This window comes from Myxococcales bacterium (assembly GCA_016716835.1).
Taxonomy (GTDB): Bacteria; Myxococcota_A; Polyangia; order Haliangiales; family Haliangiaceae; genus JADJUW01.
Genome location: JADJUW010000001.1, coordinates 350485 through 368959 on the forward strand (window position 1 = coordinate 350485; position 18475 = coordinate 368959).

The following is an 18475-nucleotide window of genomic DNA, read 5'->3' on the forward strand; positions in this document are numbered from 1 at the left end:
TCATGGCGCGACAATGTCCAACCTGTCAGGCTCCCAGCGCAACCGACAAGGTGGCGCCGTTTTGCAGCGACCGCTGTCAGCTCATTGACCTTGGCAAATGGCTGGGCGAGGAATATCGCGTCACCAGCTACGAGCCGGTGCCCGAGGAACTCCTCCCGCGCACCGTCGACGCCAACTCCTAGCACGCAAACCCACCTGCCGGTCACCAAGGCGGCCACTAGCCTAAATAGGCAATGCGGCGCACGAAGAATTCGAGATCTTGTTGCTCTGTGGCCGAGAGCGCGACAAAGCGAATACCCATGCCGGGATGAATATTGTTGGGCGCCGCGGGGCGATGGGGATTGACCCACATGACCTCGCCCTCGAGCTCTAGGGGCACCGACGCATCGGGCGGCGTGAAACGCACATTGAGCCGTGTGCCAATCGCCGCGGGCGTGGTGGTGCGCACAAAAATGCCGGTGGCGCTGATGTCCGTGATGTTGGCGAGCAGGTAGGTATCTTCGCTGGCGTAGTCAACCTCGATGTTGACGAGCACGCGCAGCGCGCGGCGGCGTTCGGCACCGGCGAGCTCGGCGGCCGCCTCGCTGGCCTCTTGATCGGTCAGCTCCCCTCCGTCGTCCATCTACGCTTCATAACGAGAATCAGCGGGCGGGTCAATCAACGATCGTGCCGACAGGCGCAACGCGCCGCGGCACTAGTCAGCGCAGCGGCAAGGTTGCGATGCGCACCCGCTGCTGCGCGTCGGCCCAGCCCGGCGGCGCCGATGAAACCGGCATGTTGCGAAAATTAGGATTGGTGCCGGTGAAAAATCCGACCCACAGCTGGTAGGGCCCGGTTGGCAGGCTGCCGTGATTCGACGTGACGCGGTAGGTATCAATTATATAGTCGCCCGCATCCCAGGTGCTAGAGGCGCAGAGTTCGCCGATGGGCGCGTGGTCGCTGCCAAACCTTGTCTTGCTTGGACCGTCGTAGTGGCCAAAAAGTTTCCACGTGCCACCCACCGCGGCGAGGACGCGAAAATACAAGGTCACCTCAAACGGCTGGCCGCGCGCGATCGATGCCGGCAAGGTCCAGCCGATGAGCTCGAGCTTGTGGTCAAAGACAATCGGCGAGGTCGGCCGCACCGCGATGCCGGTGGGTTCGCTGCGGCGCATGACCGCCGCCAACGGATTGTGATCCACGCCGTCGCGCGCGGGCCGGTTTGAAAGCAGCACGTGCTGCGCATTGCCATTGTCAAGGACGTAGTACGCCGCCGACCGCATGCCGCGGTGGATCGCGCATAGATCGCGCTTGCGTCCGGCAATGGCCAGCGCGTGAGCTGGCGCTTGCAGGCGCGGCAACAGCTCGGTGACCGACGTCAGCTTGGTCCACGCGCGGTCGTCATAATAGCGCGGTGCGCGACCCAGCTCGCTAAGCACGTAAAGCCCGGCGGCCTCTTCGTCTACGCGCTCGTCGCGCGCCGCGGCAAACAACGCCTCACTCGAAAGCTGGCCATCCATGGTCGGGTAGATGAGCCAGTTGTACCCAAGCGCGACGACCAAGGCGGCGACGCTCAGCCAAGCGGTTGGCGCGAGCTTGCGGAGGCGCCCGCCCGAAGCTAGCAAGCGCGGCAGCGTCGCGATCGCCACGAGCACGCCAAGGCCGATGAGCCACGTTGCATAGGTGAGCCCCAGCGGCCCGTGCACCGGCAGTTGGTATCCCGCCTGTGCGGCCTTACCGGTGAGCTGCGTCGCCGAGGCGAAATTAGCGAAGGCATCATGCGATACCGCAGCGTCTTTTGCCAACGCGGCGATCGCCGTGGCAATAAAAACGGCTGCCATCGCGGCCTGCCCCCCAGCGGCGCGAGCGTGTTGATGCCACCACAATGCGCAGGCCAGCGCCATCGCCGCGCTGCCACCGAAAATGACGACGCCACCGACATTGAGTTGCCAAAGCGCCATCGCGATCCAAGCGGCACCGGTCCACGCCACGAGCATGGCGGCCGCGGCGGCAAAGCGGATCTTGGTTGCGTCGGCGGCAAGCGCATTTGGTTGGGTGCTGGCGCGGTCCTCGCGCCGCCACGCCGAGGCAGCCAGCGATAGCACGGCGATCAAGGCGATGCCGCTCCACGGCCACATGCCAAACGCCACGTGCTCGAATGCGGACGCGGCGTGGGCTTGTGGCTGCGGCTGTGTTGACCACACCGCGCCTAGCCATGACGACAACTCGCCACTAGGGACAAAGCTGGTCCCCAGCCATTGCCTTGTGCCTGGCGTTGGCGGCCTCGCATCGTGGGTTTGCATCGCCGTAATGGCAAGGGTCGTAAGCAAGGTCACGCCGAGCAAGGCCGCAGCGACGCGCGCGCGCTGACGAGCGGCATCAGGCGAACGGGCGACGACGAACGCATACGCCAGGCCGGCGATCAGGGGTGGCGCCACGCCAACTAGGGCGCCACCAGCGCGCAGGCAGCACCATGTGCCAAGCGCGGCGCAGGCCATGCTCGCGAGCAAGCCAAGCGGCGTCGCGCGGGCGCGCAAGCCGGCGACGACGCCACTAAGCAAAAGCAGCCCACCAATGACGGCGCCAAGCTCGCTGGTAAGTTGCCGCGTCTGCAGCGCCCACAAAGGCGTTGCCAGCAAGATGAGGCTCGCCAGCACGGCGGCGCCGCGGCTGGCAATCAGGCGTCCTAGCGTGTAGGTCAGCAGCGCCGCGATGACGCCAAGCCAAACCAGTGGCAGGCGAGTTTGCCGCGCGATGTTGCCGACGTGGCCTGGCGTCGCGGTTTGCGTCGTGCTGGCGCTCAGTGGCACATCGGCAGCGGCGGCAAGCTCGCGTGACGGTTTGATCAGCTCACGAGTTAGCGTGCGGCCCGGGCCCGCATGTTCCGGCCAAGCGGTCGTGTTCGCCGTGGTTGCACGTCCGCGCGCGACCAGCGGCGCGGCCACGCCGCGTTTGGCGCTAGCGATCGCGACGTTAATACGACGCAGCGAATTTCCGATCGGCGTGCCGGAGGCTTGGTCGACGAGGTCGTCCATCGCGCGCAGTTCGAGTGGCTCCCAGAAGCCGGCCGACAACGCGGGGCCAGCCAGCGCCAGTGCCAGCAGCGCCACCCACAGCGCCGGCAAGACGGCGGCCACGACCGCTTGCTTGCCACCAGGTGTCTGCACGGGCCCACCTTACGCGGTGCCGATCGGCCGTTCAATAACCGCCGCGAAAATCCGAATTCTTGCGGTCGCCGGCGATTTGCGCAAGCATGGCGCATGACCGATGGGCAACAGCGCGCGCTGCTCGCGCGGCACCGCGCCTCGGCGGTGCGCGTGCACCACAGCCTCTTGTGGCATTGGTTTGTGCGTTGGTGGCGCGCCCCCACGCCGACCGCGAGGACCGCCGTGCCGCCGCCGCTGCCCGGGCAGTTGGCGCTGGCCTTTGGCGGCCACAGCTCGGTGTTGCTCCGTTATCATAATGTCGACATCGTGTGCGATCCCATGCTGGCGTCGTGGCAAGGCGGCGTGCGAAGGCAGCGCGCGGCAGGCCTAGATGCCGAGCAGCTTGCGGCGGCCGCGGTGGTGTTGATTTCGAGCCTCGATCCCTTTCATCTCCATCCGCCGACGCTGCGCCTGCTGCCGCGCACGGCCACCGTCATCGTGCCGCCAGGTGGCGCGCGATTTTTAACGTCGCTTGGGTTTGCGCGGGTGATCGAGCTTGGTGACGGCGCGGATTTCGCGGAGGGGCGCGTCTTGATCCACGCCGCGCGCATTCCGCGTGCGGAGCTGCCGGCGACCAACGCCTATATCGTGCGCGGCCATGGTCCCACCGTGTTGTTTTGCGGCGACGGCGCCTATGGCGAGGTGTTTGGCGAAATCGGCGCGCGATTTGAGCCTGACATTGCGTTGCTGCCAATCAGCGGCTTTGTGCCCCTGGCGTTGCGCGGCAACCATATGAGCCCGCTCGACGCGCTCGAGGCGTTTCACGATCTAAGGGCGCGCTTGTTTATTCCGGTGAGGTGGGGCGCCTTTACGTTGTCGTATGAGCGCCTCGACGAGCCCGTGCGGTGGCTGCGCGATCTAACCGACGAGGACGAACTGCTGGCCCATGTGCGCGTCCTCGTGCCGGGCGAAGCAGAGCTGTTTGCGGCGCCGACCATCCTTGGCGATACCGGCCGCGCCGAGGATGCGGTGCCCGATCTCGCCGCAGATCCAGCGAGCGGTGCGGTCGTGCGTGGCCCGTGGGAGGCCACCGATCGTCACTTGGCCCCGTAGCTTGACCACAGCACGCACCTACCAAAGCCGCTGCAATCGCATGTTAGTGACACCGCGGTGAAGTCTATGTTAGTCATCGAACGTGGCTGCCCCGGTGCTCTCGGTCGTGATTCCCGTTTATAACGAGGAAGGCATCTTGCGCGCCGCCGTGGAGATGTTGCGCGCGGATCTGGCCACCCTTGGCGCAAGGTTGCAACTTACGCCTTGGTCGTGGGAGGTGGTGCTTGCGGAAAATGGCTCGACCGACGCCACGGTTGCGATCGCGCGCGAGCTCGCCGCCGCGCATGGCGATGTGCGCACGTTTTCCACGGGTGAACCGAACTACGGCAAGGCGCTGCGTGCGGGCATCGCCGCCGCCGCGGGCACGTGGGTCATTTGCGAAGAAATCGACCTCTGCGACGATGATTTTCATCTGCGCGCGCTGCGGCTGTTGCTCGCCGGCGGCGCCGACGTGGTGATCGGCTCCAAGGCCATGGCCGGCGCCAATGATGAACGCCCCATCATGCGCCGGCTGGCGACGCGCGTGATGAGCGGGCTGCTCCGCGTCGCGCTGCAGTTTCGCGGCACCGATACACACGGGCTCAAGGCGTTCGCGCGTCAGGCCGTGCTGCCGGTCGTCGACGCCTGCGTCGTCGATCGCGATTTGTTTGCCAGCGAGCTGGTGATTCGCGCCGCGCGCCGCGGCCTCGCGGTGGTGGAGATTCCGGTAACGCTCGCGGAAAAGCGACCGCCCGCGGTCAATCTCATCAAGCGCGTGCCGCACGTGCTGCGCGGCCTGGCCAAGCTGACGTGGGTGATTCGCGTCGCCAAGCGAGATCGCGGCGCGCCGTGAACGCGGCGTCCGCATCGGCCTCGCCACGGCCGGCGCTGGCCGTCACGATTGATCTCGATCCACTCGATTGCTATGCCGCCATTCACGGCCTCGGTGTCCACGCCTGCGACGCCTCGCAACGGCGGTTTGTGCTCGACGTTTGCGTCCCACGAGCGCTGCAACAACTAGCCGACGCGGGGGTGCAGGCCACATTTTTTGCGGTTGGCCGCGAACTTGCTGACGCCACCGGCCAGCTCGCGCGCGCACGCCTACGCGAGATTATCGCCGCGGGGCATGAGGTCGCCAGTCACTCCTTCGCGCACCACTATGATCTGGCGCGCTTGCCCGCCGACGAGGTCGCGGCGGACCTGGCCTTGGCAGATGCCCATCTTGCCGACGCCACCGGCGTCGCCGTCGTGGGCTTTCGCAGCCCCGGCTATGATATGTCGCCAATGCTCGCGGCTTGTCTGCAGGCGCGTCGCTACGCCTATGATTCCTCCTTATTGCCGGCGCCGGCGTATTGGCTGGCCAAGGCTGGCGTGTTGGCGGCGATGAAGGCGCGCGGGCGCGCGTCGGCCGCCGTGATCACCGAGCCCAGAGCCCTGCGAGCGCCGCGCATGCCGTTTTTGCCGGCGCTTGCGGCGCCGTGGCGCGCCGCACGTGGCTTGGAGGAGGCCGCGGGCTATCTCGAAATCCCGATGCTCGTCACGCCTTTCACGCGGCTGCCCGTCATTGGAACATCGCTGGCGTTGGCGCCCGCGTGGCTTGCCGATCGCGTGCTCTCGGCGGTGGCAGGCGATCCCCTCATTCATCTCGAATTTCACGGCATCGATTGGGCCGGGCAGGGCGACGAAGAGGTTGCCTTTTTGCGTCGCGTGCAGCCCGACACCCGCCGGCTCGCAAGCGACAAGCGCCATGCCTTTTCCGAGTTGCTAGCGCGCCTTACGCCGGACCGCGCCTCAATGTCGCTTGCTAGCGTCGCCGCGACACCGCTTGACGCGCCAGCGCATCGCAGCGCTCGTTAAGCGGCACGCCTGCATGGCCTGCCACCTTGACGAAATGGACATCGGCAAACGCCGCGAGCAGCTCGCGGATCGCGGCGACCAATTCGACGTTGGCCTTGGCCTTCCACTGCTTGCTTAACAAGCCGATCGCATACGCCGAGTCGGAATATACCGCGATCGGCCGCGCGACGTCGCCAAGCTGATCACGCACGATTTGAAGGCCACGGGCGATCGCGGTCAATTCCGCTATGTTGTTGGTGCCATCGCCGAGGTATTCGGAGGCCTCGATGGTCTTGTCGCCATCGATGACGACGACGCCGATGCCCGCGGGGCCTGGGTTGCCGGTGCAGGCGCCATCGGTCCACACCGCAATGGCGTTGGCGGGCAGCTTGGCGGGCGCTGATTTCGCGGCCGCACCTCGCGCCGATGCACCGCCCGCGCTGGCGCCGGAGGTGCCCAGATCGACGGCTTGCACCGGCGCGCCGACGACGGGCGCCAGGTTGCCCGCGCTTGCGCGATATGATTTCGCGCCGGGGGCCAATTTGTAGACAATTTCAACGCGGCCGGAACCATCTGTCACCAAGACGCCATCCGCGCTGACCTGGGCGAAGACTTCTTGATCGCGTAACAAATATCGCTGCCAGGGCATAATCGGGGCGCCGTTATACTGGCGTCTGCAGAGGTTGTGGTACACCTGGCGGCCTAATGAGCCGATTATTTAACGTTGCCTTAGTTGGTCTGTTGCTTGTTGCGGGTGCGTGTAAAAAGAGTGGCGCGCCAGCCGCGACGACGTCGTTTGACACGACGGCTGGGCGAGCCACCTTACTTCATCCCGAGGCCCAAATCGCCGTTGGCGTTCGCGCCGCTACCCTCATGGCCTCGCCGCTCGTGAAGGAAAACCCGATGGTCAAAAAGGCCCTCGCGGAGATGCCAATCCCGTGCGGCATCGATCCAACCACCGCTATTTCAGAAGTGCTCGTCGGCGTCAGCGGCGTCGAGGCCTCTGATCCCGATGTCAGCCTGGTCATTACCGGCCTGTCACTTGAGACCATCTCGGCCTGCGCCGCCTCGCCCGAGGCACAAGGCAAAGTCGTTATTGACGGCAACTACGTAACCATCGGCCAAGGCGACGACGTGCAGATCGCTTACTACGTAACGCCCACCACGATGGTTACCGTCCGCAAGGGCGATGCCAGCATGGACAAGGCCGGGCTGGCCGCCTTGGTCGCCGCGCACCAAGGGCCCGCAGGCATCGTGGGGCAACTTCTTGGCCAAGCCAAATTTGACGCATCGGCGTGGCTTATCGCCGACGGTGCGCTGACTAAATCGCCCGAGGTCGTCTCGTTCATTGGCTTTGCCAATGTCACGGACAAAATCGAAATGGCCATGTCAGGTAACTTCACCACCGAGGAAGCCGCGAAAAAGGCCGGCAGCGAGCTCGATGGCGCCAAGGGCATGATTGGCGCATTTGCCACGGTTTCAAGCCAACAATCGGCCAAGGAGCTCAACGTCTCGGTGTCGATGACCAAGGCTCAAATCGACGGCTTGATGGCGCTCGCCGGCATGGCTGGCGACAACTAACCAGTTATCAACTCAGCTTTATGTTTGCTCTTACTTACGACGAAGGAATCAACACAATGAAAAAACTAATTTTGGTAGTGGCAGCGGTCGGCGTGCTTAGCATCGGCGCCTGCAAAAAAGAAACAGCTAGCAGCGGCGGCGCCGCAGGCAATCCGGCCGGCGCAATTGCCGCCGCCACCGGTGGCAAGGTCAGCCCGCTGGGCCTCTTGCCCGCACAATCAGACGTCGTGTTTGCGCTCAACGTCAAAGAAATCACCAGCAATCCGCTGTGGGAAATGGGCTGGAAACAAGTCGAAACCCAAGTCGCCGCCGGCCAAGGCGACATTACCCCGGCACAGTTTGCCATCCTCAAGGCTTGTATGACCGGCCTCTCTGGCGCCTCGCTCTACATTGGCGCCGAGTCCGAGAAGAAGTCGGCCTCGATCGTCGCGACCGGCGTTAACAAGAGCGGTCTGCAAGGCTGCCTCGACGCCGCCAAGCCTGAGATGGAAAAAGAAGGCGTTTCGGCGGCCATCAACGGTGATTTGCTCACCGTGACCGGCAAGACCCCTGAAGACAGCGGTGAGTTTTTGTTCCTCGACGACAACACCCTGCTGTTTGCGGTCAAAGACGAAAAGCCCCTCAAGGCCGACGAGCTGCGCGCGCTCGCCAAGCAGCCTGAAGCCAATAGCCTCGCCGGTTCAGCTGGCTTCAAGGGCCTCGCGGGCTCGATCGACGTCAAAAAGCCAATTTGGTTTACCGTCACCGGCAAGCCGCTCGAAGAAATGGGCGGCGCGCTCGGCGGCAGCCAGCCACAGCACCTCGCAGGCTCGCTGAGCTTTGGCGATGGCCTCGACCTCAACGCGATTATTCGCTTCGCCGATGCCGATACCTCGGCCAAGGCCAAGGCGTTCATCGACGAGCAACTCAAGAGCGCGGGCGCCATGATCGCGCAGTTCGCGACGATCACGATCGGCAACAAGGGCAATGACACCACCGTCGCCGTCAAGGTGACCGGTGAACAGCTCAAGCAACTGCAGGCCCTCGCCGGCAGCTTTGGACAATAGTTATTGCCCGTGGCGTCGCTCGTACGCCTGACATTTTTCGCCGCGCTCGCGGTGGTCGCGTTTAGTGCGTGTCGTCAGCCAGATGACCGCCAACTAACGGCCGACCAATTGCGGCAGCTGGGCGCCGGCATCGCGGCCATGCCGCAGACGGCGGTGGTCGTGCTCCGGCTAGACCTGCAAGCGATCGCCTCGACGCCGTTGGCGGCCACGGTGGGGCAAGCACTACGCGCCCGGCATCCGGGTGTGGCCGCGTTGGCGACGCGCCTTGCGACCGGATGCGGTGGCTCAATAGCCCAGCTCGGCGAGGTCGTAGTTGGCGTGGCCGCCAGTCGGGAGATGGGCGCGTACCCAACCGTTATTGCCGCCCATACCTTGTTGCCCAGTGAAAGCGTGGTGAGCTGCATGCGGGCCCTCACGGGCGTACCAGGCGAAGCCGCCGTCCTCGACGACCTTCCGGTGCTGTTCTTTTCCAACGCAGGTGGCGGGGTCTGGATGATGCAAACCGGCCAGACCGCGCGCGGCTCGCAGTGGCTGTTGGCAAATCGCCAGGATATGTTGCGACAGGCGGTGGTGGCTGCCAGGGGCGGCCCGAGCGTGCTTTCAAACAGCCGCTTGGCACCTCAGCTGGTCGTCGCAGGGCAGGGCAACGCCCCGCTGTGGGCAGTCGGACTTGTTCCCCCGGGTTTCGCGGAGAGCCTGCGGGTTCGGTCGCAAGATCGGCTCGCCAACGGGCCGAGCGCACTCATCCTGCGCGTTGGCGTTCGCGGCGGACTCCGCGTCACCGTGATCGCCCAAATGGCGTCGGCTGCTGACGCTAATTCATTGAAACTGCTCATAAATGATGAAGTGGGCGCGCTTTCAATGGCAGCCCAAGCATGGCGTCTGGGTCGTCTGGTCGCCGCCATTGAGGTTGAGGCGGTTGGCACAACGGTGGTCGCCAATGGCACCTACTCTGAACGCGAGATCGAACAGCTGCTGGCAGCAATTGACAACTCCTGGCCAAATCAGCAGGATGCACCCCCAACGCCGGGGCTGCCCCCTGGCGGCACCTAGCGGTCATTCGCTTGGACACGCACACGAGGAAATTATGGCGAAGGCAATCAAGAAAACGATCAAAAAAAAAACCACGGTAGCCGCGGCCCCCAAGGCCAAAAAAGTGAAGGCCGCCAAGAAGGCGACGGGACCTTTGGCCAGCATGAAGGCCCTCGTCAAGGAAGCCGCCAAGACCGTGGCTAAGGGCAAAGAGAAGCCAGCCTACAAGGCGCGCATCGCCGAGGTGCACGCGCGCAAGGAAAAAGTCGTCGCGACCATCGTCGATCAAATCGCGCGCACGGGCGAAGACGCGGGCGCGCTCAAGTCGCGCTTGGTCAAGGCCTCCAATGCGCAGCTGCTGCGACTTGAGCGCATCGCCGCCGAAGCCAAGAAGGCGGGCGGCCGTTCGAAGATGGCATCGTCCATCGCCAGCGCGCTCGGGCGCGTTAAGGACAAGGATTACCTCAAGAAGCTCGAAGCGCTGCCGCTGCCACAGCTCATGGATATGCTCAAGAGCAGCACGCGGCGCGCCGCGGCAAGCAAGTAGAGCGGACCGCTTCGGCTCGCTTGCGTACCGGCAGGTGGGCGCACGTGTCTTCCTGCCCGCAGATAGCGACCCTGCGGGGCGCAGCGAGACGGCTGTGGTATCCACAGCCCTTGGTGCTAGCCACATCGCCCTGCAATCTATGCTCGCGGAAGAAACGTGCGCCCACCTGCCGGTACGCGCACGCTATTTCGTGAACGACGTCGTCGACGTCACGACGTTGCCTGCGGCGTCAGCGACCCGCATGGTGAGCGTGTGGGCACCGCGGGGCAGGTCCGCCGGTAGCGTCGCGGTGACCGACTCGCGCAGGTCGTCATAGATGCCGTCGGCGGCGGCGCCAAACTGCCAGTCGCCGTCGTCGATGCTATAGGCCATCTCCGCGATCGCGCTCTGGCCGTCGCTGGCGGTCGCGCTGGCCTCGGCGCCCTTGACGACCATGCCCTCGAGCGCGGGCTTGGTATTGTCGACGAGAAACCACGGTGAGACGCCAAGCGCGGTCTTGGCGGCGCCCGGGGGATTATGCGCCAGGTCAGATGCCGTCACCTTCACGCGGTACCACCCATCGGCGAACGTCTCCGTGTTCCATTCCCACTGCGTCGCCGTCAGCGGCGCGGTGCCGGTGTGTAGCTTGCGCCAGCTGCTATCTTTTTCTCGCTGGACGGCCAGCGTGTAGCGAGTGTCATCGCTGTCGGCGTTGTCGATGGTCCACTTGATGCGAAGCAACGGGTTGCGCGCGCGGCCCCCGTGATCTTTGAGGGTGACAAAGGTTTCTTTGCTCGTCGGCTCGACGCTGACCGACTCGATGCGTGTCGGTTGATTTTGCGGGGCGTAGTACAGCGCAAGGCGGCGCAGCGCGGTCCCGGCATCGCCCAGCGTCGCTCTGACCTGCACGTAGCGCCCGCTTGGGCTGCTTACCTTGCCCGAGCGCACGCCGGCGCCAGCTTCGGCAGGCTTACCAGGCGCCGCCCAGGCGCTCCAGCCGTCGTCGGGTTGGGCGGTGTTACCCGTGCGCGTTTCAACCTTGATGGCGCCCGCGGCCTGCCAATAGAGCCGGCCAAATTGCGCCGAGGTTTTGGCGTCAAAAACCTCTGACACAAAGCGAGCGCTGCCGGCCCGCGTGGTCACGCGATATAACGCGGCGGCGTCGTCGCTGGTAAACCACAGGCCCTTGCCATCAAAGCCCATATGCGAGATCGCGCGATCATCGGTGTCAAAGGCGCTGCCGACGCTGCCATCGGGCTCGACGATGTAGACGCGTCCCTTGTCGGCGCTGCCGACAAACACCGCGCCATCGCGATCGACCGCTAGCGACGTGACATAGGTTTGCGTCAGTGCGTGCAGCTGCTCCAGCGCCCCGGTGGCGCTAATCACGAACACCGCCCCTTTGCCCTTGCGGGCGTTTTTTCGCGGCGTTTCGCTACCGCTGCTGTCTTTCTCGGCGCCGGGTTTGCTGCCGAGCTCTGGCGTTTTCGCCACCTGACCGCGTGGGGCGCCAGGTTTTTCTTGCGCCTCGATCTGCGCAGCGGTCTTGGTGACGCCACTCGTAGGCTCGGCGACCTCGTTGGCCGCCACGATGATGCCGCGCGGCGACTCGACGATGGCAGAGATTTCATTGCCGGCAAAGTCGGCCATCGCGCGCGGCGTGCCGCTGCCTTCGAGGCGATAGACGATGGCGCGCTCGCTGGTGCCAAACCAGATGCTCTTGTCGCTCGCTAAGGTAATCGCGGTAATGCGCTTGTCGCCGCTGGCAAACGCGAGCTTGGCCGCGCCGCTGGTGGAGATAGCCCACAGCTGGCCCGTAGGCCCCGTTCCGGCATAGAGCGTCCCCGCTGAGGCCGCCAAGGCCCAAACGGTCTCGACGTCCTTGATGGTGCAAAAGCTGGCCGCCTTGCCAGTGCGCGGGTCGAGCTTCCATACGACATTGCCCGGCAGCGTCGCGGCATACACGGCATCACCCCAGGTGGTGAGCGCGGTAATCGCGATGGCGCCGGGAATGGTCGCAAACGGCGTGGCCTTGTCGCCATCGATCTTATAGATGGCGCCCTTGTCGTCGGTGCCTGCGAGCACCGTGCCGCTGGCAAGGCGCACGGCAGCCCAAATGCCGTTGCCTGGCACGGTCACCCGCTTGGTGAGCCATCCGGGGCGCACCTCACCGGTTGAGGCGACATAGCCGTCTTGGGTGTCGCCGGCATCAAAGTGCGCAAAGGACTCGAGCGTCCAGGTTTGCGTTGGCGCCGCGGTGACCGCGCGCGGCGGCAGCAACATGGTCGCAAACGAGGTCAGGGCGAGGCTGGTGGTGACGAGATGCGCGAGGGCAGGTTTGGATTTCATGGTGGGCCTGAGGTGCCTAAACTGGGTAGCGGTCAGGAGGCGAGGTAGGGAAGGTTAGCGGCGAGGCGCGACGCGCAAGAGCAACGCCGCGCTGCCCATCATGGGGCGTGGCGATGGGGCGGTGCTGCGATAGACGCTGCGAAAGGGTGCGAGCGCCCGGGTTGAGGTGAGGGGGGCGAGCTTGTCCGCAACCGACGCTGGTAAATCTCGCACGACGATGCCATCGAGCGTGGCGCCCTCGGTCGGCGACGAAATATTTACGACGAGCTGCGTACCCGGCACGAAGCCTCGCAAGAAGGCATAGAGCGAGGCGGCATCGGCGGGCGCGGGGACATCTGGGGCGACGCGTCCGCCGGGCAGGACCTCGAGCGCGATCTGTGAGCCAGCGAGGTGGGCGGGAATTTCGACCGCGACGCGGTCGGTGTAGAGCTTGTCGTATTTGCCGCGTGAGAGGACCTCGACCCAGTTCTTCTCTCCGGCGATGAGCATGCCCCCGCTGACGCGCATGTCGTAGATTTCGCTCGCTTCGCTGGAGAATTCGACGCTCGCCTTGATGCTGAGCCCCGCGATGGGCACCTTGATAAAGGGATTACGCATAAGCGGCGAAATCAGCCGCAGCGCGCGAAATGCGATCAGCGCGTCGGCGGCGCCGGTAGCCGAATAGGTCCAGTCGACAAAGGTAAGCGGCGGCAACCCGCGCAGTTGCAGCGTCGACTCGATTTTCAGCACGACGTCACCGATGTCGGGCACATAGAGCTCCAGCGCGCTGACGGTGGCCGCCGCCGCAAGCGAGGCGGTCATCGATGGGTCTTGCATCACCTCGACGTTGAAGGTCTTGGTGAGGCGTTTGCCGCCCGAGGCAGGCAACGAGATCTCGATGCCCACCGGCAGCATCGCGCTGCGAAAGCGCGTATCGGCCATGATCATCGATTGACGATCTTGCAAGAGCGCGCCGATTTCTCGTTGTGGCGAGGCGAGCACGAACGGAAAACTCGCTGCCGCGACGACCGCATGGACTTCGGCGGTCGCCACCGGGGCATACGCCTCACCACTTTGAAACATCGGATGCCCGAAGGCGAGCACCCGATCGCCGTCGATATACGAGACGGTGCCCGTGCCCGCGGCGGACATATCACCGCGAATCATGATGACCGAAATGGGGCCGCCCATGGTGAAGGCGGTCGGGCCTGTTTCGCTGCCCGTGCCCCCACCCCCGCCGGCGCGCATGGGCGTCACGTTGTATGGCGCCAACGCGTCCTGTAAGTACGCAAAGGCGCCGTCGCTGGCCCCAGAAATCGAAAGCGGCACCGACGCGTAGTAGCCCTCAACGGTTGGGCGAGCCGGGCTTGGTGCGGCCGGAGACGCGGCGGCTATGGGCGCCGAGGTCGCGGTCGCGAGCATCTGCTGACCAAATTCGAGCCGGCCCATGGCAGCCGTTGGCGATCTGCTGATGCCGGGGCCATCAACGGCGCCAACGCCGGTCCCACGCGGCGTCACGAAGCCCTCTTCCAGCATATAGGCGATCGGGGTGCAGCCGCCAAAGGCTACCTTGTTAAATTGAAATCCATAGGAGAACGCACACATCAACTTGTTGTCGACGAAAATCGGGCTGCCAGACATGCCGCGCCAAAATCCGCTCACCGCCAACTTGGGGTCGCTCGACTTCAGGAGGATGATGTCCATTTTCGGCAAGAAGTTGTGCATGACGCTAACCACCTCGATCGAAAACTTCTCTGGTGTCGATCCCGCAAACGTGGTGAGCCCATACCCTTGTTGCCCTCGCTTGACCTGTGCCAGCGGAAACAGCGGCGGCGGCGCGGCCGCAACCTCGACGGATTGCGCGGCGAGCAGGCAGACGATCGCCCAACCAAACACTAGCTGCTTCATTGCGAAAAATCATAGCGCCGCCCGGTAGGCGCGACCATCGCCACGCCGTGATTCCGTTCACATTTGCGCGCCGCAAGCGGGCGGCGCCTGTTCAGTAGCGGCGCGGTGCGATGGGCAAAGCGTGCGGTTACATGTGGGTTTTTTGACATTTTTTTGTCAGCGCTTGTTTAGGCTTTGACACCGCCACTTGCGAAGGCCGCGCCGCGAGGGTGCGCCGGGACGGCACGGGTTGTGCAGTGGCATCGTGGCATGTACGCCGAAACTTGGAAATCGATCTCCGTCATGGTGCAGCGCTCGGAGCGGTGGTGTCGCTATATGGCCAAGCAAGCCGCGCGCCCGCTGCCGGTCTATAAGGTGGGCGGCATCGTGCGTCTCGATGAAAGCGACTTTCAGCGATGGATTGGCGAGCAGAAGCGGGCCAGCGCCTGCGAAACCCCGGCTATTATGGCCGCGTGAAAGGGTCGCCGCGCGTATCGCTGCCGTCGTGCCATGAGGAGGAGCCGGGGGCAGGGCCGTGGCCTAAGCCATGGCTCCTGGCAGCCGTCGCGCTCACCGCGCTTGGCGGGTGCCGCCGCCCAGCGGCGATAAACTCGCAGATTAGCAACGCCGACGATCGTGTGGCAGCTGAAGAGCCAACGGATGATCTCATGCAAGCGCTGACGGCTGAGGTGCTTGAAGGCTATGAGCGCGGTAATGACCCGTTCGCGCCTGAGCTCGGCGATTATGTAGGGATAGGGGTGGGGCCGCGCGAGCTTTGGTCCGCGCCGGAGGATTTCTCGATGCCTCTGGCCATCTATGGCCGCGGCTACTCAAATCGGTTTACGGCCCACATCTCGACGCTCGGCTCATCGGGATGGGTCACCGATGACGTCAGTTGGCGAGTCGAGGTGTGTGGGCGCGTGCTGTCGATCCCGCTGCGCTACACCGCGGTCATGCGTCGCGATGGCGAACGCTGGTATCCGTTGATGCAGCAGGTTTCCATCGCAACGCGCGACGTCGCCGCCGCGGACGCAACCGATGAGGCGGCGGCCGTCGCGGCGGTGAGCGGTCGAGTTCCGGCGCAGGCCCCACCACCCGAGCTTGATGGCACCATGGCGTTGGCGCTGGCGGGGCAGGCCGGCGCGTCGCTCGATGTGATCGGCCCGATGGCAGCGGCCACGGCGCGGCCAACTGCCGAGGCTGCCACGGGGCTGGTCGAACTCATCCAATCTGGTCGGGTGCTGGCCGGATCCGCGCAAGCGGGGGCGGTGGCGGCGCGCGGCGCCAAGGATGAAGGCGCCGTCGGATATTGGGTGGGCGTTATCCGCGTCGACGCCGCGGCCGCCCAACGTTTGTTCGCGGGGCAGGTGGTGGCGCCGGTTTCGTCGCCGACCGAGCTCGTTGGTGAGCTAGACCTCCGCGTCGCGGTCGTGCTGACCCAGCAAAAACAACAGTGGGTCGCGGCGCACCTGCACGTCTCGTTGGCGATTGGCTACGAACGCCTGGTTCGGCGCATGTTCGGCAGTCAGGTTGCCTCCCTTACGCCGCTTGATTTTGTGTGTGACTAAACAGAACGCATTGAGTGGGGATCTTGCGGTGTACGGCTTCGCGAGCCTCGTTACAGCCAGACGGCTGCGCCTCGGCATCGCTGCAGGCGTGCACCACAATTTCCTCCACCCACTGCGTTCTGTTCTTCGCCAATTTTTGTTTTGGATTATGCGGTTATGTTTAGCGACCCGTCGCCCGCCGTCGCCTCGCGTTGCCCAAGCGTGGCGATATGCGGATCGGTGAGGTAGGTATCGGTGAGGCGATGCTTTTTCACGAAGATCCACCGCAGCGGCAACGTCACCAGACGCGCGATGCCGCCGATCAGTTTGCCGCCATAAGCTTCGAGCACCAGCGCGGTGCGTGCAAACGAGCCGAGCTCGGCCAGGGGCGCGGTCAAAACGCCCATGCGCAAAAGCCTGGTTTCGGCGCAGGCATTGGCATGCGCCAAAAATCGCGGCAGTTGCGACAACACGGGGTGACCTTGCGGCAATCGCGCCTCCATAAACCGCGCGAGGCGGGCGACGCCCCACATCGAAACCAAGGATAGGCCGAGCAGGCGGCGTCGCAGCCATGCCTTGCCGGCAATGGCGCGCATGGTTTGCTGTTCGCCAAACTCGACGTGACGCTCCTCTTGTTTGACGGCGCGGCGCAGGATCTCGACGGACGGGCCATGATCGAGGGTATCGATGATCGCGTAAAATGCGTTGAGCACAAAGCCTTCGCCTTGCGCCATTTCGAGCGCCACGTGCTCGGCCCAACCACCGCCCATCATGCCGGTGGCCAAGAACCGCACCGCAGGGTGGGCGGGACCGGGCTTGCATCCCAGCATCTGCATGATGCGCAGGAAATTTTCCACGTGCTGCATCTCTTCCAGCGACTGGCGGGCAAGAAAGCGCGCCGCGTCGTAGTCGGGCGCGTCATACAGCCAATGGCCAATTTGGATGCCGGTCACTTCGCCGTAGAGAAACTGGTTCATCATCCACTGCAAGGCCTCGCGATCGGCCACGGGGTCTAGCTTGGCGCCGGAAAAATCAAAAGTCAGTTCTTGGCGAGACAGCAGCATGGGCCAACTGTACTTGCGTCGGAGCGGAAAAGCACGCGGATCTGAGGGCCGCGGCGGGTGGCTTAGCCAGCGGCAAAAAGCCGCTGAGAGGCAGCGATGGCGTCGGAGCGCACGCGGGCCACGTCCAGGGTGAGCAGGCGCCGATCGCGCACGACGAGCTTGCCGTCGACCGCGACATGGGTGACGTCGCGCCCGGTCGCGCTAAACGCCAAGAACGAGGTTGGATTGGCAAATGGCGTGGCCGTCAGCGAATCGGTGGCGACCGCGATGACGTCGCCGCGCTTGCCAAGCTCGATCGTGCCGAGCTGATCGGCCATGCCCAGGCAGCGCGCGCCGCCGAGCGTCGCCATGCGCAGCACCGTCTCAGGGGCAATCGCGCGCGGATCGCGATGGCCGGCGTGCACGCGGTGCAGCAACGCCGCCAGCCGCATTTCGCCAAAACCATCGAGCGTGTTGTTGCAGGGGGCGCCGTCGCAACCGATGCCAACCGAGACGCCCGCGGCAAGCAAGGCCGGCACATTGGCGATGCCCGACGCCAGCTTGAGGTTCGACGCGGGGCAGTGCGCGACGTTGGTGCCAGTGGATGCGAGCCGCGCGATGTCCTCTTGGCTAACGTGCACGCAGTGCGCCAGCACGACATGCGTGCCCAGCAGGCCCAGCTCGCCGAGGCAGTCAATATTGCTGCTGCCAAAGCGGGCGCGGACGAGCTCGACCTCGCCTGGATTTTCGCTGGCGTGAGTGTGCACCACGACGCCGTGCTCACGGGCTAGCGCGGCGACCGCGCGCAGCAAGTCGTCGGTGCATGACAAGACAAAACGCGGGGCGAGCGCGGCCTTGATGCGCCCATCGCTCGTGCCATGCCAGGCGCCGATGAGGCGGGTCGCCTCGGCGAGCGAGGCGGCGGTGGTTTCGCGCAGCCCCTGCGGCGTGTGCGCGTCGGGTAGATCCATCAGCGCCTTGCCGATGCTGGCGCGCATGCCGGCGGTGGTCGCGGTTTCGAACACGGCGTCGGTGTGGTGCACGGAGGCCATGTCCATCATCGCCGTGGTGCCCGAAAGCAGCATCTCGGCGCAGGCCAGCGCCGAGGCGGCGCGCATGGCGGGCGCATCGAGCGCGGCCTCATAGGGCCAGATCACCTCGCGCAGCCACGGCATGAGCTCTTGCGTATCGGCGCGGCCACGCGCCAAGGTTTGGCAGGTATGCACATGCGCCGAGACGAGGCCTGGCATGATCAGCATGCCGCGCGCATCGACGACCTCATAGTCGCCGGTTTGCGGCAGGTACCGATCGTGCTCATCGCGTGCGATGTGCACGATGATGCCATTTGCCATCGCGAGGTCGCCGCGGACGATGTGAAATTGCTCATCGAGCGTAACGATGGTGCCGCCCTGAAAAATAAGCTCAGCCATGG

The 18475-nt window shown here is 64.9% G+C and carries 17 protein-coding genes; 10 read left to right on the forward strand and 7 right to left on the reverse strand.

Annotated features, from left to right (window positions below; genetic code table 11):
• The first annotated feature begins 2 nt into the window (after positions 1 to 2).
• The gene (yacG, locus tag IPL79_01470) at positions 3 to 182 is read left to right on the forward strand and encodes a DNA gyrase inhibitor YacG (protein MBK9069669.1); all 180 of its coding nucleotides are present in this window, start codon (positions 3 to 5) and stop codon (positions 180 to 182) included.
• A gap of 35 nt (positions 183 to 217) precedes the next feature.
• Here the strand turns inward: yacG and IPL79_01475 are convergent, their stop codons facing one another.
• Positions 218 to 622 (reverse strand): TIGR02266 family protein, encoded by a 405-nt coding sequence (locus IPL79_01475; GenBank protein MBK9069670.1) that lies wholly within the window; start codon positions 620 to 622, stop codon positions 218 to 220.
• A 76-nt stretch (positions 623 to 698) separates the two neighbouring features.
• Positions 699 to 3146: a hypothetical protein gene (locus IPL79_01480; protein MBK9069671.1), complete on the reverse strand. Its 2448-nt coding sequence runs from the start codon at positions 3144 to 3146 to the stop codon at positions 699 to 701.
• Between the two features lie 93 nt (positions 3147 to 3239).
• Here IPL79_01480 and IPL79_01485 point away from each other — a divergent pair, with 93 nt between their 5' ends.
• The 3 genes from IPL79_01485 to IPL79_01495 all read left to right on the forward strand — a co-directional run bounded on the left by IPL79_01485 (position 3240) and on the right by IPL79_01495 (position 6074).
• Positions 3240 to 4238, forward strand: coding sequence for an MBL fold metallo-hydrolase (locus IPL79_01485; GenBank protein MBK9069672.1), 999 nt, complete (start codon positions 3240 to 3242; stop codon positions 4236 to 4238).
• An 82-nt stretch (positions 4239 to 4320) separates the two neighbouring features.
• A complete protein-coding gene (locus IPL79_01490) occupies positions 4321 to 5070 on the forward strand; it encodes a glycosyltransferase (GenBank protein MBK9069673.1) in 750 nt (249 codons plus the stop codon).
• Positions 5067 to 6074, forward strand: a complete 1008-nt coding sequence (locus IPL79_01495; GenBank protein ID MBK9069674.1) for a polysaccharide deacetylase family protein — start codon at positions 5067 to 5069, stop codon at positions 6072 to 6074. The genes IPL79_01490 and IPL79_01495 overlap by 4 nt, the downstream gene beginning before the upstream one ends.
• Here IPL79_01495 and IPL79_01500 read toward each other — a convergent pair.
• Positions 6022 to 6702, reverse strand: a complete 681-nt coding sequence (locus IPL79_01500; GenBank protein ID MBK9069675.1) for a ribonuclease HI — start codon at positions 6700 to 6702, stop codon at positions 6022 to 6024. The genes IPL79_01495 and IPL79_01500 overlap by 53 nt on opposite strands.
• A gap of 56 nt (positions 6703 to 6758) precedes the next feature.
• Between IPL79_01500 and IPL79_01505 the strand changes: the two genes are divergently transcribed.
• Genes IPL79_01505 through IPL79_01520 form a run of 4 tightly spaced genes read left to right on the forward strand, consistent with a single transcriptional unit; the run spans position 6759 to position 10259 of the window.
• Entirely contained in the window at positions 6759 to 7634 is an 876-nt protein-coding gene (locus IPL79_01505; protein MBK9069676.1) for a hypothetical protein, read from the forward strand.
• A gap of 56 nt (positions 7635 to 7690) precedes the next feature.
• Positions 7691 to 8680, forward strand: a complete 990-nt coding sequence (locus IPL79_01510; GenBank protein ID MBK9069677.1) for a hypothetical protein — start codon at positions 7691 to 7693, stop codon at positions 8678 to 8680.
• 9 nt (positions 8681 to 8689) lie between these two features.
• Positions 8690 to 9733, forward strand: coding sequence for a hypothetical protein (locus tag IPL79_01515; protein ID MBK9069678.1), 1044 nt, complete (start codon positions 8690 to 8692; stop codon positions 9731 to 9733).
• Between the two features lie 34 nt (positions 9734 to 9767).
• Positions 9768 to 10259, forward strand: coding sequence for a hypothetical protein (locus IPL79_01520; protein ID MBK9069679.1), 492 nt, complete (start codon positions 9768 to 9770; stop codon positions 10257 to 10259).
• Positions 10260 to 10442: 183 nt separating this feature from the next.
• Here IPL79_01520 and IPL79_01525 read toward each other — a convergent pair whose 3' ends face one another.
• Positions 10443 to 12587, reverse strand: coding sequence for a hypothetical protein (locus tag IPL79_01525; GenBank protein ID MBK9069680.1), 2145 nt, complete (start codon positions 12585 to 12587; stop codon positions 10443 to 10445).
• Positions 12588 to 12641: 54 nt separating this feature from the next.
• Complete coding sequence (locus IPL79_01530) at positions 12642 to 14474, reverse strand: hypothetical protein (GenBank protein ID MBK9069681.1); 1833 nt, start codon at positions 14472 to 14474, stop codon at positions 12642 to 12644.
• 249 nt (positions 14475 to 14723) lie between these two features.
• On the opposite strand from IPL79_01530, the gene IPL79_01535 reads away from it, so the two are divergent.
• A complete protein-coding gene (locus IPL79_01535; protein ID MBK9069682.1) occupies positions 14724 to 14930 on the forward strand; it encodes a hypothetical protein in 207 nt (68 codons plus the stop codon).
• Positions 14927 to 16021: a hypothetical protein gene (locus tag IPL79_01540; protein MBK9069683.1), complete on the forward strand. Its 1095-nt coding sequence runs from the start codon at positions 14927 to 14929 to the stop codon at positions 16019 to 16021. Before IPL79_01535 ends, IPL79_01540 begins: the two co-directional genes overlap by 4 nt.
• 146 nt (positions 16022 to 16167) lie before the next feature.
• On the opposite strand, the gene IPL79_01545 is transcribed toward IPL79_01540, so the two are convergent.
• Positions 16168 to 17064 carry a ferritin-like domain-containing protein gene (locus IPL79_01545; protein ID MBK9069684.1) on the reverse strand — a complete coding sequence of 299 codons (897 nt, stop codon included), beginning with the start codon at positions 17062 to 17064 and terminating at the stop codon, positions 16168 to 16170.
• Between the two features lie 62 nt (positions 17065 to 17126).
• Positions 17127 to 18473: a 5'-deoxyadenosine deaminase gene (locus IPL79_01550; GenBank protein ID MBK9069685.1), complete on the reverse strand. Its 1347-nt coding sequence runs from the start codon at positions 18471 to 18473 to the stop codon at positions 17127 to 17129.
• Positions 18474 to 18475: the final 2 nt, after the last annotated feature.